Below are 14,485 nucleotides of genomic sequence, written 5' to 3' on the forward strand. Positions count from 1 at the left end.
CTCACCAAACAAAACAACCAATGGCACATCACCGCCGGCCAAAACACCCACAACACCCACAACACCACCACCTAACACCAACCACACCCACCAACACACCACAACCGCCCGACAGCACCACCTGCCCCCACCAACCACAGCAAGCCCACCAGCAAAGACAGACCCAACAGCAAGGACCAGCCCGCCAACGGCAAGAACCCCGCCAGCGATAGCGAGGGCCACCAACAACCAGCCAGCCAGTGAAGGCGGACCCATCAGCACACCCACAACCCACCGGCGAAAAAACACCCCAGACCAGCCAACGACGAAGGCAGCCGGGACCAGCCAGCCGCAGGGCCGCCAGGAGATCCGGGGGGCGGGGCCGGTGCGGACCGGAACAGGTGACCGCCGTAGGGGAGACGTATGCGCGAGGATGACTGTGCGTCGTGGGTGTCTGTGGTGGGGTGGAGAGCGTTGCCTCGTGGGCAGCTGGCAGTGTTGGGCAGCCGCGCGTCGTGAGCGGCTCAGTGTTGTGGGTGGCTGTGATGGGCTGTTGGTGCGGGAAGGGGAAGCATGGTGAACGGGATCGCTCGGTCCTTTGGTGAAGGGAGCGCCGCGCAGGCACTGCGCAAGGAGCTCGGGGCATTCTTGCGGTCGCGGCGCGAGCGGCTTTCCCCAGCGCAACTGGGCCTGCCAGTCGCGCCGCGGCGGCGCACCCCGGGGCTGCGTCGGGGTGAGGTAGCCGAATTGGCCGGCATCAGCGCTTCCTGGTACGCCTGGCTGGAGCAGGGACGGGTACGAACCTCCGAGCAAGTACTGCGGTCAGTAGCACGAGCCCTACACCTCAACGAGGCCGAGACCGCACACGTGCTGTCCTTCATCGACGACGCCGCACATGAGCAGCAGTCACCAGGCTGGGTGTCGCCCAACCTACTCTCACTGGTGGAATCGGTCGCACCGAACCCAGCCGTGGTCATCGACCCGCACTGGGACCTACTCGCCTGGAACGCCGGCTACGCCGCACTGCTGACCGACCCAGCACGCCTACCATCCAAACAACGCAATCTGCCATGGCTGGTGTTCCGGTGGCCACCAGCCCGCGACCTGATCGTCAACTGGGAGTTCGAAGCGCGGTATCTGCTGGGGCAGTTCCGCGCCAACGCGGCCCGCCACCCGCGCGACCGGCGCTATTCCGAGATCATCTCCGAAATCACTCAAGACCCCGACGCAGCCCGCTGGTACAGCCAACGCGAAACCGCGATCTACCAGCCCGCAATACGGCATTTCCAACACCCCACCGCAGGCAACCTCCACCTACGCTACGTAAAACTAGCCGCCCTCGACGAACCCGGTCACCACTTCCTGTGCTACCTCCCCAACAATCAACACACCAAGACAGCCCTACACCACCTCACCGCAAACACCCAACCCTCCAACCCGCCACGCACAGAACACACCTAGCGCAGAAGCATGGAGGCGCAGAGGGGCAGAAGGGCAGAAGCACAGAGGGTCACCAGCGCCATGCCCAACGGCCGAAGCCCAGCGCCCAGGCCGATGCCCGATGTCGGGCACCAGCCAGCCGCCGGCAAGTGTCGAGCAACCAGTGCCCACGGTGTGGGATGTCTCGTGCCGGTGGAAGGGTGTTGGGGTGGTGCTGGGGGTGTGTGGTGTGTGAGGGAGGTGGTGGCGAACGGCTGGGTGGTGGCTGGTGTTCAGTCGGGCCAGGCGACGTAGCGGCGCCGGCCGTACAGCAGCGGGCCGGGCCCGACCGTTGGCGCGGCGTCGGTTCGAGCACCCGTTGCGGTGTGGGGCGAGACATCGGTTGAGATGACCGCTGGGGTGTGGGTTGAGGCGCCCGTTGGGGTGTGGGGTGGGGTGTGGGTCCACACCACTTCGCCGATGACGATGGTGTGGTCCCCGGCCGGGTGCAGCCGGTCCAGGCGGCATCGGGCCAGCGCGTGGGAGTCTTCTGGCAGGAGGGGCAGTCCGCTGCCGGGGGCCGCCTGCCAGGGCACTGCCGCGAAACGGCCCGCGGTGCGGCTGGCGAAGGCTTCGGCGGCCCGGCGGCCCTGGCTGTGCAGGAAGTTGACCGCGAACTCGCCGCGCTCGACGAGTACCGGCAGTGTGCTGCCCGTGTTCGATGCACAGACCAGCAGCAGCGGTGGGTCCAGGGACAGCGAGCACAGTGCGGTGCAGGTGAAACCGTAGGGGTTGCCCCGTTCATCTGCCGTGGTGATCACGGCCACGGCCCCCGGGTGCGAACCCATCAGCGCGCGGAAGGTCTCGGGTCCCACTGCCTGTTCCTCCCCCACCACAGCGGAGGCACAGACCGTGGGAAGGGCCGAAGAGCCCGGAGCCAGGGTCGGGGCGGGGCTGGGGGTACGGGGCGTGGAGTGGGCGGGGGTCGGGGTGAGAGAGGTCACGGGCGTCACCACGAGAAGGTCCGGGCGTCGTGCAGGTTGACGCCGACGGCGGCTTTGCCGAGGTATTCCAGGCAGTCATACGGCTTGGCAGGCATCACCGAGGAGAACGACGCCTCGCGGATCAGCCGCTCCAGAGGAGCCTTCTTACTGACCGCCGCCGATCCGCACACCCGCACCGCATCGCGCCCCAACTTCGGCCCGACCTCGCCGATGACGTACTTCGCGGCGTGCACCATGGCGTTGGCCTCCACACTGCCCCGCTCGCGTTCGATGAGGTCACCGGCCTCATGGACCAATGCCCGGGCCGCCCGCAGGCGAGCCGACATCCGCCCCAGGTCGTGCTGGATGACCGGATTCTCCGCGCGCTGCGGAGAGGCGGTGACGTAGTCCACGGTGAAGCGGTAGATGGCCTCGGCGATGCCCAGGTAGGCGCCGGTGTAGCCGGCAGTCATCCAGTGCGGCTCCCGCACCAGCTTGAACAACGACATGCCCTCCACGTTGAGGTAGAGGCGGGAACGGGGAAGGGTCACGTCCTTCAGCGTCATCCCGGCGGTGCTGGTGCCGTTCATCGCCGCCATGCTGTGGACGGTACCGAAACACACGCCCACGTCGTCGGCGGCGACCACGAAGTGCGAGACCTCGCTGGACTCGCCGTCCTCGGCGCGGGCCGCCACCACGTAGTAGTCAGCGGCTCCCGCCAGCGACACAAAGGACTTCTCACCGTTGAGGATGTAGTGCTCGCGGTCCTTGCTGAGTCGGTAGGTGGTGCGCATCCCGCGCAGTTTGGCGCCGTTACCGGCCTCCGAGACTGCGGAGGCGAACATCTTGTGGTGGTGGATGACCTGGTCGAACACCCAGGAGCGGAAGGCGTCGGCGGCCGGTGGCAGCGGAGTGCCGGCGGTCTCGGCGAGGCCGCCGATGACCACGTTGTGCATGTTGAAACCCAGCGCCGCGGCGCCGTTGCGGATCCCCAACTGTTCCAGCACACGGGTATAGGCACCGAATCCCAGGCCGGCGCCGCCGGCGTCCTGCGGGATGAGCAGGCCCAACAGCCCGGCCTCACGTACGAGGTGATACGCCTCGTGGCCACTTGACCGGCCGGCGTCGACGTCGGCAGCCAGCGGTTCCAGGGCCTCACCGGTCTGAGCGGCGAGCTTGAGCAGATCGTCGATATGCGACGGCAGCGTCATCGAAAGTCCCTTTCACATCAGTTTTCAACCGGGAGGCCGAGCTGGCGGGCAATCCCCACCCGCAGCAGGTCGTTGGTGCCCGCATACGTCAGGGCGGCCATCGGACTGTGCAGATCGGCCGGGAGGTCGGAGTCGGCGATAAAGGCCCGCACGCCCGAGAGCGTGGTGGCGTGCTCGGTGAGCCGAACGAAGTCCTCAGAGATCGAAATCTTGGTGAGCGCGGCCTCGGCCGCCAGCTGCCTGGCAGGCGTGCCGGCATCCAACCGGCTCGCCAGCGCGTACACCTGTACCCGGGAACGGTGCAGCACCAGCGCCATCTCCGCGACGCGGGACGCCACTTGGTGACTGGCCCCCATCCGTCGGCCGAACTGCTCACGGTCCGCAGCCCACGCCACGATCCGACCCAGCGTGCGACGCATCGGGCCCAGAGCGTAGCCCAGCAGCACAGCCCGCTCCCAGGCGGTCGTCGACGCCATCAACGCAAGGCCCGAGCCCTCCTCACCGATCAGTGAGCCGGCCGGCAAGCGCACCTGGTCAAAGACCAACTCCCCCATCGGGACCTTCGGCAGGGCCGTCTTGGCGAACGGTTCACTGCGCGTGACCCCCGGCAGGTCCAAAGGGAACAAGAACGCGGAGAGCGCGAACGGATGACGGCCTGCCGCGGTGCGGGCAAAGACAATGGCATGATCGGCGACCGGCGCAGCCGTGATGAACGTCTTGGCCCCGGTCAGTACATAGCCTTCCCCCTCCCGCCGGGCGCAGGTATCCATCGACAGCGGGTCACTGCCCCCACCGCGCTCGGTCAGTGCATGGCACAACACCTCGCGCCCGGACTGGATGTGCGCGATCGCCTCCCATGCCGAGGAAGGCAACACCGCACGCAGGGGAAACTGCATCCCAAACACCTGGGACGCCAACGCGTAACACACCCCCTCATCGAGACCGGCCAGCCCGATGCCCTCCACCATCGCCAAAGAACGCGTCACCGGACCTACGCCCAGCACCGCCCCCGAGGCCGAGTACGGGGCAGAGGCGGAGACCGAGGCCAAGCCCTGGGCCTGGCTCTGGGGCTGGGGCTGGCTCTGGGGCTGGTTGGGCCTGGGCTGACTGTGCGGGTGGGTGGGGGGCGGGGGGCCGGGCTCCGTCAGACGCAGCACCCCCAGATCAGCCATCGCCTGCCACTGCGTACGGAAATCCTTATCCCGCACCTGCTCAACAACCGGCTCCGCCCGCCTACGAAACTCATCCACCAACGCCTCGACCTCATCCGGGCCGCTGCGCAGCAGGCGATCAACAGGTGCGGTCACTTCGCGGCCCCCGCAGAAAGACCCTCTATGACCGCCCACAACGCCTTGGGCGTACGGAAGTTAGCGGCCACCACCTCAGTGTCAGGCAGCTCCACACCGTGCTCGTTGGCCAGCGCGGAAATGATCTCCATGATGGCCAGCGAGTCCAGCAACCCCATCTCCAACAACGGAGTATCAGCCGTCAACTGCTGCGGGTCCTCCCCTCGTCCCCACGTGATCTTGCTACCGATCACGCCACACAGGTCCTCAACACTGTTCATACCGATATCTCCTTAACCTTCAGTGCGCAGCTCGACGCACTACTCAATGGACTGAACTGGATTGGAATGGACCGGCTGGACTGGTTGGGCTGGACTGGTCGGCGCGCCCGTCGATGGGCCCGTTGCAAGGCTCGACAACGCACTGGCAGACACGCCGACCGGTGATCTCCTCGGCACCAGTCGGTGCCCTGGTCGGCCCCAGGTCGATGGCCTCGACGATGTGTTGATGCATAGACAGATCGGCACGCTGGCGGGTGCTGTGGTTGATGCGTGCATCGATGCGCCGGTCATTGCTGTGTTCGGCGCCGGCCGAGGTCTCGCCGTGGATGGGGGGATGATGCCTACGCGCCGGCCGATGCCCGGGCGATGCTCCCATCGGCGTACCGGCCGAGGAGTCAGGTCCCTACCCCGCTGAACTCCTCGTCAGCGCGCCGGCCGGGGCTTTGACGGACACCCTCGTCGACGCTCGCCCGCGCGTCGGCGATGGTCAGGCCAGTGCGTGCCTCCGTCGGCCCGCCGCTCCATATTCTGGTGCGTACCCTCGTCCATGCGCTGCTGGGTACGTTGGCGGTCGGCCGTGCTCTCCTCGACGCCCAGGTCTGTGCGCCGATCGTTGGTGTCCAAGTTGTTGGGCCGAGACTTTGGACTAGCCTCTTGAGCCGGGCCGTTGAACGGGCTGTTGGACGGGCGGCCGTTGAGCCGGGCCATTGCACAGATCGGCATGCTGGCGGGCGCTCTCGTCGGCGGTCCGCAGGCCGGCCCTAACCGACATGTTGATCGCCGCGCTGGTCGACGTGTTGATCGATGTGCTGATTGGTGCGCTGGTCGATGTGCTGGTCAGTGTGCTGGTTGGCGGTCTCCTCGGTGGTGTGAGGGGCCATGCCTTGAGTGCTTAGCGCGAGGCGGTCGACCTTGCCGCGGGCGGTCAGCGGCAACGAAGCCACCAAGACCACCCGATCCGGCAACATCCGCTTCGGCAAGACCCCCCGCAGATCCGCCAGAACACCCCTATCCGTCAGGACGGCACCGCCGCTCTGCACATACGCCCAAATCTCACCGCGGTGCGCACCGTCCTTCGCCACCACCGCAGCAGTGGCAACCTGCGGCAGGCCCAGCACAGCGCTCTCCACATCCAGCAGGTCAATACGGTGGCCGCGCCGCTTGACCTGGGAATCCCGCCGCCCCCGCAACACCACACGTCCCTGCGCATCGAAACAGCCCACATCCCCGGTGGCGTAGGCGCGACGCACCGTGCCGTCACGGAAGGTGACGGTTACGGTCGGGTCCCGCAGGACACCATCGACCAGGTATCCCTGGAAGACGGTCGGCCCCGCGACATGAATCTCCCCCTCCCCCTCGGTGGGGTTACCGTCCTGGTCCAACACCTCCACCACATCACCTGCGATCGCCCCACCCACACTCAACTCCCGATCAGCCCGGAAGTCAGCAGGCACCCGCAGATACGTACACACATTGGTCTCGGTGGGCCCATAGAGGTTGTAGAACGGCACCTCCTGGCCCATCAACTCCATGTATTTTTCCAGGAGTTGCGGGACGAAAGGTTCCCCCGCGAACGCCGCCACCCGCAATGACGACGGCAGGCCCTCCTCACCGATCCCACCCTGTTGCAGCATGCCGTGATACAGCGACGGCACCGCATACAACGCGGTGATCTCCTGCGTCCGCAACCAACCCACCACATCACGGGGAAACGCCCGCAGCACATCCGGCATCAACACCACACAGGCGCCCACCGCCGCAGAGCTGAACACATCAAACGTAGTCAAATCAAAGGTCAGCGACGCCTGCGAACCCACCCGGTCGGACTCCCGCAAACCCAACTCACCAGCCGCCCACACCGCAAAATGAGCAACATTGGCATGCGAGAGCAACACGCCCTTAGGCCACCCCGTACTGCCGGAGGTAAACAGAACGTAGCCACCCTGATCCACAGGCGCAGGCAACACAGCCCGACGTCCCTCCCCCTCCCTCACTCCCAGAGCAACCCAATTCAACCCAAAGTCAAGGACACCCTCACTGACGCCAACACCCTCACTGACACCGGCCTCCATGACGGCACGCACGCCCTCAGTGGTAGCGGCACCCCCACGTGTGGCCGCGCCCGGCACGGTGCCGCCACATTGGTTCGTGGCGACAACTTCGTTCGTGGCAGCGGCTTTGACGGCTTCGGCGGCGGCTCGTCGGCACGCAGACACACTACGGTCAGGGGTCAGCAACACACGCAGCCCCGCGGCCTGCACCATCCGCGCCGTACGGGCCGGTGGATCCGCAGGGTCCAAAGGAGCAACCACCACCCCCACCCGCAACCCGGCATAGATGGCTAAGACCGCAGCAGGCGACTTCGCGGCGTACACCCCCACCCGATCCCCCCGAACCACACCAGCCGAAGCAAGCTGCGACGCCAACCCCTCAACAGCCCGCTCCACCTCCGCATACGTCCAACACTCCCCCGCGCCAACCAAAGCCGGCCGATCAGGAAACAACGCCGCAGCCCGCGCCAACAACCCATCCAACTGCCGCACCCCACCCATGCCCGCAGCACCAACCCGACCGGCAAGGCTGACAACGTCGGCACAATTGCCCGTATCCGCAACGTCGACGGTGTCCGCACGGTTGACCGCGCCTGCAACGTCGACGGTGTCTTCACGGTTCACGACGTCGGCAAGGTTGGCGGTGCAGGCCGCTTCGACGGGCGTGGTGGGGCCGGTGGACTGGCGGGAGGCTGCCGCGCTCATGCGTGGGCCTTCCCCGCGCCGCGGCTGGACGCATGCTCAGCCAAAAACAAACAGATGGCCTCCACCAACCGCTCGGGATCCTCAGCCATGTGCTGGTAGTGACCACCCCCTTCAATCACCTCACGCCGCACCGGCCCCCGCAGCACCCGCTCCGCCGCATCCAACTGCGCCAACGAGCCGTACTCATCCTGATCGCCCTGGATCAACAACACCGGCGCCTCCACCTCCACATCCCCCTCGATGCTCCACCCGGCAAACTCCGGCGACAGCCACACGTCACTCCACCCCTGAACAACCAACCGCGGATTGGCATGCATCAACGCCACCCGCTTAGCGAACGCCCCACCAGCATCAAACGAGGCACGCGCGGCCCGAACCCCCCGCACCGTTGACTCCTCGCAATACAGATGCGGACCAAGCGCCACCACCGCCTCCACCGGCCGCACCGATGCACACAACAACGCCATCGATCCTCCATCGCTATGCCCCACCACGACCGGCCGCTCAACCCCCAACAGATCCAACAGTTCAGGCAACCTCTCCTGCCCCTCCTCATGCACATAACGCGACGTGCGCGGCGTCACCAACGGAGACGAAAACCCATTCCCCAAACGAGAAAACAACAATGCCCGACGCCCCGTCCGCGCCGCCAACAACCGCGGAAAGCGATTCCACGTAGCAACCGACCCCGTCCCTCCATGCACAAACACCAAGGGAGCCAACGACGCATCCCCCTCAACAAACGTGTACTCCACCACACCGTCGCGCGTCACAACCTCAGCCACAACAACCTCCCTAAACCCAAACACCAGCAAAGAGATCACAATCCACACACGCCACAACATGACGCAAAAACATCTACACACCCAGCAGAAAACCCACCCCCACAGACATCCAACTACCCCAACAACACCCCGAGACTAAACAACCCCAACACCCCCGAGGAAATACCAAACCCCACCCACCTATGCTCCACACGTATGAATATCAACCTCCGTCACCTCCGCCACTTCCTCACCCTCGCCGAAGAACGCAACTTCACCACCGCCAGCAAACGACTCCACCTCACCCAACCCACACTCACCCGCAACATCCGCACCCTCGAAGAAGCCCTGGGCGTCCGCCTCTTTGACCGCACCACACGCCGCATCGACCTCACTCCCAAAGGCACCCGCCTTCGGGAATCCCTCATTCCGATCATCCAGCAACTCGACGCCACCCTGGCCGACGCCCGCGGCAGCGAAACCCTCCGCATCGGCTTCGCCTGGGGGCTCCCCGAAACCCTCTCCACCCTCGCCAACCGCTTCGCCCAAGAAACCCACACCCACATCGAATGGGTACGCCACGACACCCCCCTGGCCGGACTCGACACCGGCGACACCGACGTCGCCCTCCTCCGCGGCCACTTAAATCCCAAGGGCATCCGCTGCATCCAGCTCTACGAGGAAGAACGCATCGCTGCCGTCCCCGCCGCCTCTCCCCTCGCCCAACTCCCCCACATCGACTGGAACCAACTCGCCGATCACCCCCTTGTCGTCAACACAGTCAGCGGCACGACCTTCCCCGACCTCTGGCCGCCCCACGCTCAACCCGCCATCGGTGCCCACTGCCGCAACTACGACGAATGGCTTGAGAAAATCGCCGCCGGCGCCGGCTTCGGTACCGCCCCCACGACCGCCGCCCGCCGCAACACCCACCCCAACGTCCGCCTCATCCCCCTCCATAACGCACCCCCCATCCCCACCCACCTCGCCTTCCCCACCCACGGCACCCACCCCCTCTCCACCCGCCTCGCCCACACCGCCTGGCACACCTACCGCACCACCAACACGCCACCCACCCCAGACACCAACACAGACACAGACACGGGCACACCAACAACAGCTGACTGACTCACCCCAGCTGCCCACCCGACAGCCCCACCCCACCCCTATCCACTCCGATCCACCTCGACAGGCAGAGCGACGCCCCACCACCCGCAGGATGGTGGGGCGCCAGCCCTCAGATTGATACCGGAACCCAGGCAACTTTCGCAGCGGCGTGTAACCCCTCTGCGGGCGAGTCCACATCGAAAGCCACGTGCACGGCCGAGCATGCCACCGCCCAGTCATTGCCCCGCGGTCCGTTGGATTCGTTGCCGCACTACAGGGCCGAACAGGCAGTGCTGAGGGGTGTCCATGCCATATAACCAGTGACATGGCATTGAACTGGAAACTGGTCATCGACAGCACGAACGCAGCTGCCCTCGCAGACTTCTGGGCCGCTGCACTGGGCTACGAAGTGGAGGATCCCAGCGCACTCATCGAGCAGTTGCTGACCGCTGGTCACCTCAGTGACGAGGCGGTCGTCGAGCATCGCGGCCGCAAGACCTTCCGTGGCTACGCCGCGATCCGCCACCCCGAGGACCCGTTCGACGAAACCAGCGGCGTCGGCCGCGGTCGACGGTTGCTCTTCCAGGACGTACCCGAGGCCAAGTCCGGAAAGAACCGCCTGCACCTCGACGTCCACAGCGGGCCTGGCGACCTCGCCGAACTGGTGGCCAGGCTGGAAGACCTGGGGGCAACCCGTATCCGCGAAGTCGACCAGGGACCGGCTGGGCGCTGGTGGGTCATGCAGGACCCGGAGGGCAATGAGTTCTGCGCCGCGTAGGCCAAGGCCCGTTCGCCTCGACCTCACCGAACGAACAGACCGGCGGCGAGGCGAGTCCGGAGTGGTCGAGATCCGTACCGGCGAGCTGGGCCGATGGCTGGGGCTGTCCGCGTCCTACGTCGCCTCTGTTGTGCTGCCGGCGCTGCGCCGGTCCGGCGTGGTCTCCGTGAAAGCGGCTAACTCACCCAGCCCCGCAGCAGTGCCGTCGACATCAACGTCGCCGAAGTCCAAGTCCTCAACTAGCCCCGCCACAACCCCGCGCATGCAGGGACAACCACCTCGTGGTGGAGGTGCTTCGCAGCCGGAACGGACTCCCCCGCGAGCGCGGGGACGATTACTTCTTGACCTGCGCGGATGCTAGCAGCAGCGACAGTTTCCCTTCACCAGGTTCAGCAGTCGAGGCCTGCAGCCCAGAGCCAGCACCGCCGGCCCACGAAAGCGGGAACCACCACATGCGCGGCACCGGAGCACTGGGCAACCACAGCCAGCACGACGGACCAAGACCCACGGCGAAACTCCCCTCGCGACCGCTGGAACGACCGGCCGCTGATGGTCTGGTCCCCCATGACGGCCGAACTACCCCCGCGTGCGCGGGGACGACGCGCTGGTCAAGTTCGTCGCCCCGGAGCGCCCTAGGAGAGCACCCATTGGGGCGGGTGTCCGGGGTCGGCCGGGCAGGTGAAAACGTGCAGGTCCCGGTCCCGGCCGAAGCGGAGCCGAGTGGGTTGGGCAACGGACGGGCCGCCCCGGATCGAGGCCTTCCCCTGCAGGGACGGGTCGCGGTCTTCCAGCGGTACCCAGCTGTGCGAGCCGGCGTCCATCTCGTCGCTCCCGGCGGTCAGCAGCAGCCGCATTGGGGTCGCGCAGGACGCGCAGCCCAGGGCCATCGGGCCCGTCGACGCCCAGCTGGGAAAGCCGCCGACCCGCCAGCCGGGCGGGATCGACAGGTCGGACTGGTAGCTCGGGGCATCGGGGCCGTTTTCCGCCGCCTGGGCGTCGTCCCATGCGTCGGTGAGGGCGATCAGCGGGGCGGGGAGCGTGTCGTCCTCCGCCCAGGGAAAGGTGTCCACCTCTTCGGGGTGCAGAACGCACGGCTCGGGAAGTTCGTGCTCCCATCGCAGCAGGGGCACTTCGGGCGGAGCGGCGAGGAAACGTTCCGCGCGCTCGGTCTCTGTGGCCCGCCTCCACCGCAGGTGGTAGCGGCGCTCCAGGTACGGACCATGGGTGAATGGGCAGCGGAAGAGCTGTACCAGGTCCGCACTGTCGGGCCCGGCTGCCAGGCCCGGGACGTCCCGGCGGAAGAACTGGGCGAGCCCGACGAACGGGACCGGTCCGTCCTCCCCAGGCGTGCTGGTGCCAGGCCATGGCCGGCTCCGCGGCCATAGGCCCGCGGCCCGGGCACTGCGGATCTCGTCCGGCACATACCCCTGGGTTTCGTGCTGGTGGGGCTCACGGCAGACCGGCCACGGCTCGCCGTAGGGCCAAAGCATCGGCCCGCCGACATGACTGTCGCGTATGCCGGGCCGCCCCGGCCTGGGGTGCAGCCGGGTCGTCCGGCCCCGGTGAGCGGCCAGTTCCGGGAACACGGACTCCACGGATACCGGTCTGGCCGGCGTGGTCCTGGTCATGCGCAGACCGTACGTGGCCGGGAAGACGCCACGCGAACGGATTGCCGCTCGCCCGTCCGACGAGGGCACACGGCGCCCGGTCACATCAGGCCGAGTTCTCCTCAGCACGTCGTGTCGAGCACAACCACGGTCCTGAAGCAAGTACTGAGGCGTGCTCGGAACTCGGCAACATCACTTTCCGGAGGAAGGGGGCGTTCCTGGCCGAGCCGTGCGGGGACGACGACGTCGGACACGGTGCACCTCCCTCCAGGGGCGAGCTACCCCCGCGGGCGCGGGGACGACCCGGCACGCAGAGCAGATCGAGACGGTGTCCGCGAACTACCCCCGCACGTGCGAGGACGACGAGGCCACCGGTGTTGAGTGGGCCTGACCTGCTGGCCAGTCAACGCGAGCCGGTGAGCACCCGGCCGGACCAGATGTCGATCACCACCTGGCGGTGATGCGGGCGCACGGCTGGCGTGCCAGCGGCGTAGTTTTTGTCGACCTTTGCCGCCTCGGCCGCGTTCGGCTTGGCATTTGTGCAGGACGTGCCGGGGCCGTGGCCGGACATGAGCTCTGAGCAGGGCCCGCTGTAGTCGTCGGGCAGCCCGAGGATGTGCCCGGTTTCGTGCGCCGCGATCCGGGTCGTGTCGTAGCCCTCGTCGACCGCCTGCTGGCCCAGTTGCACGTCACCGTTGCCGCCGGGGAAGATCGGCCCCAACGTGGTCTGCGGCCATCCGCTGGTCGCCTCGTAGACGTAGTCGGCCGAGCGGTAGGTACTCGCCGGCACTAAGCGCACGTTGTGCACCGCGTCGTTCCAGTTTTGCACGGCTTGCTTGATCGGGCCCGCCCACTGACCGGCACCACTGGCGTCGTAGGTCAGGGTGACCACAGAGGGGGTCGTGTGCGCCGCGGGGTGCGCCGAAGCGGCGCCGACCGTAGTGCCCAACATGGCCGGGATGAGCGCTGCCAGGGCGGCTATTCGCTTGATCATCAGACTGGTACGCCTCCTTGAGTTTCAGCTGCTGCCCGCAGTAAACGAGTTCGTCGCGAACACGACAACCTCTCTGTCGGTGATCGGGCCCGGTCGCTGTCAAGTTGGCTCAAAGTACGCAGGAGTTGACAATGGGTGGGATGGGAGAGGGGGCAAGCGTCATTGGTCGGTCGTGGCTGCAGGAGATCGAGCGCCGCCACATCGCGGGGCACGCCACAGCCCAACTCCCCCGCAACCGCAGGGACAACCCGAAGCAGGTCACACAGCCCCTCTCGACGATCGAGCAACCTTGCGGGCGTGGGCCACGTAGCCGAGATATCTTCCCTAAGAGATCCCGCGGGTAGAGGACAAGGCGTCATGGTCGGCGGGCTGGCCGTGTGTCCCAGCGTTGGCTGGTCCAGGCTTCGCGGATGAGGCGTCGGATCACGATGATCGCGGTCATCAACGCGAGCAGTGCGTTGATGACGACCGTTCGACGTTCTGTGCAGGACAGGGTGAAGTTGAAGCCGCGGCTGTACCGGGAGTTGGTGCGCTCGACGACCCAGCGGCGAGTGTGGTTGATCGGGATCACGACGCCCTTGGGCTGGATCCGCCACTCGCAGCCGAGGTCGGTCAGCAGTTTGCGGGTGACCGTGGAGTCGTAGCCCGCGTCGAGGTGCACCGTGATCTGCTCAGGCAACGCGAGCTCGAAACGCCCCAGCTTCTCTAGCGTCGGGCGCAGGAACGGGGAGTCGTGCCGGTTCGCGCCGGTCACCACACAGCCCAGCGGGATCCCGCGTCCGTCGGTCATCCGCGACCACTTGATTCCGAGTTTTCCCCGGTCAATCGGTGATTTCCCGGCGACCTCGCCACCGCAGGGCGCTTTGGTGATCTGCCCGTCGACGGTGATGTCGGCCAGGTCCAGGCCCACGACACGGTCGTAGGTCTCCAACACGATCTGCTCCAGCCCTGCGAAGACACCGGCCGCGATCCACTCGTTGCGTCGGGTTCTCATCGTGGTTGCCGAGCACGATTGATCGGCGTGCTTCGCGTACGAGCCGCCGAAGACGAGTTTCGCGACGAGCTTGTCGAACACGATCCGGTCCGGGATCCGTGGGTTGTGACAGCCCCACGGATGTGTCTCGAGATGCGGTGGGAGGAGGGCCTCGAACTGGACCCACAAGGGCTCGATCGCCCATGCTTCGACGGCGGGCACCGGTGCTCCGTTTTCAGATGTAGAGATGTAATAGGAGTCCCACGTCAAAACGGATCCCGGTGCCCACGTCACATCAGCCTGACGCCCCTACCTGCGAAATCTCTTACCAATTGACCAAACTCAGG

13 protein-coding genes are annotated in these 14,485 nt (G+C 66.6%); 4 read left to right on the forward strand and 9 right to left on the reverse strand.

The features are described from left to right. Window positions 1-552 precede the first annotated feature (552 nt). Window positions 553-1,440, forward strand: coding sequence for a helix-turn-helix transcriptional regulator (locus ACFVT2_RS24820; RefSeq protein WP_390021441.1), 888 nt, complete (start codon window positions 553-555; stop codon window positions 1,438-1,440). A gap of 251 nt (window positions 1,441-1,691) precedes the next feature. On the opposite strand, the gene ACFVT2_RS24825 is transcribed toward ACFVT2_RS24820, so the two are convergent. From ACFVT2_RS24825 to ACFVT2_RS24835, 3 genes are all read right to left on the reverse strand, one after another. Continuing rightward, window positions 1,692-2,273, reverse strand: a complete 582-nt coding sequence (locus ACFVT2_RS24825) for a flavin reductase family protein (RefSeq protein WP_390021443.1) — start codon at window positions 2,271-2,273, stop codon at window positions 1,692-1,694. Between the two features lie 134 nt (window positions 2,274-2,407). Beyond that, a complete protein-coding gene (locus ACFVT2_RS24830; protein ID WP_390021445.1) occupies window positions 2,408-3,592 on the reverse strand; it encodes an acyl-CoA dehydrogenase family protein in 1,185 nt (394 codons plus the stop codon). 17 nt (window positions 3,593-3,609) lie between these two features. After that, window positions 3,610-4,488, reverse strand: coding sequence for an acyl-CoA dehydrogenase family protein (locus tag ACFVT2_RS24835; protein WP_390021446.1), 879 nt, complete (start codon window positions 4,486-4,488; stop codon window positions 3,610-3,612). A 58-nt stretch (window positions 4,489-4,546) separates the two neighbouring features. Between ACFVT2_RS24835 and ACFVT2_RS24840 the strand changes: the two genes are divergently transcribed. Further along, on the forward strand, window positions 4,547-4,699 hold the full coding sequence (locus tag ACFVT2_RS24840) for a hypothetical protein (RefSeq protein ID WP_390021448.1): 153 nt from the start codon (window positions 4,547-4,549) through the stop codon (window positions 4,697-4,699). 196 nt (window positions 4,700-4,895) lie between these two features. Here ACFVT2_RS24840 and ACFVT2_RS24845 read toward each other — a convergent pair whose 3' ends face one another. From ACFVT2_RS24845 to ACFVT2_RS24855, 3 genes are all read right to left on the reverse strand, one after another. After that, window positions 4,896-5,159: an acyl carrier protein gene (locus ACFVT2_RS24845; protein WP_390021449.1), complete on the reverse strand. Its 264-nt coding sequence runs from the start codon at window positions 5,157-5,159 to the stop codon at window positions 4,896-4,898. Between the two features lie 761 nt (window positions 5,160-5,920). Then, window positions 5,921-7,915 (reverse strand): AMP-binding protein, encoded by a 1,995-nt coding sequence (locus ACFVT2_RS24850; protein WP_390021450.1) that lies wholly within the window; start codon window positions 7,913-7,915, stop codon window positions 5,921-5,923. After that, a complete protein-coding gene (locus ACFVT2_RS24855; protein ID WP_390021451.1) occupies window positions 7,912-8,700 on the reverse strand; it encodes an alpha/beta fold hydrolase in 789 nt (262 codons plus the stop codon). Before ACFVT2_RS24855 ends, ACFVT2_RS24850 begins: the two co-directional genes overlap by 4 nt. Before the next feature lie 195 nt (window positions 8,701-8,895). On the opposite strand from ACFVT2_RS24855, the gene ACFVT2_RS24860 reads away from it, so the two are divergent. Beyond that, the gene (locus ACFVT2_RS24860; protein ID WP_390021453.1) at window positions 8,896-9,807 is read left to right on the forward strand and encodes a LysR family transcriptional regulator; all 912 of its coding nucleotides are present in this window, start codon (window positions 8,896-8,898) and stop codon (window positions 9,805-9,807) included. 304 nt (window positions 9,808-10,111) lie between these two features. Next, entirely contained in the window at window positions 10,112-10,564 is a 453-nt protein-coding gene (locus ACFVT2_RS24865; RefSeq protein WP_390021454.1) for a VOC family protein, read from the forward strand. Window positions 10,565-11,196: 632 nt separating this feature from the next. On the opposite strand, the gene ACFVT2_RS24870 is transcribed toward ACFVT2_RS24865, so the two are convergent. The 3 genes from ACFVT2_RS24870 to ACFVT2_RS24880 form a co-directional block, all read right to left on the reverse strand. Continuing rightward, window positions 11,197-12,192, reverse strand: a complete 996-nt coding sequence (locus ACFVT2_RS24870; RefSeq protein WP_390021456.1) for a hypothetical protein — start codon at window positions 12,190-12,192, stop codon at window positions 11,197-11,199. Window positions 12,193-12,574: 382 nt separating this feature from the next. After that, a complete protein-coding gene (locus tag ACFVT2_RS24875; RefSeq protein WP_390021457.1) occupies window positions 12,575-13,165 on the reverse strand; it encodes a snapalysin family zinc-dependent metalloprotease in 591 nt (196 codons plus the stop codon). Between the two features lie 355 nt (window positions 13,166-13,520). Beyond that, window positions 13,521-14,360 (reverse strand): IS5 family transposase, encoded by an 840-nt coding sequence (locus ACFVT2_RS24880; protein ID WP_390021458.1) that lies wholly within the window; start codon window positions 14,358-14,360, stop codon window positions 13,521-13,523. Between the last annotated feature and the right edge of the window lie 125 nt (window positions 14,361-14,485).

It is taken from the genome of Streptomyces sp. NPDC058000 (assembly GCF_042886435.1).
GTDB lineage: Bacteria > Actinomycetota > Actinomycetes > Streptomycetales > Streptomycetaceae > Streptomyces.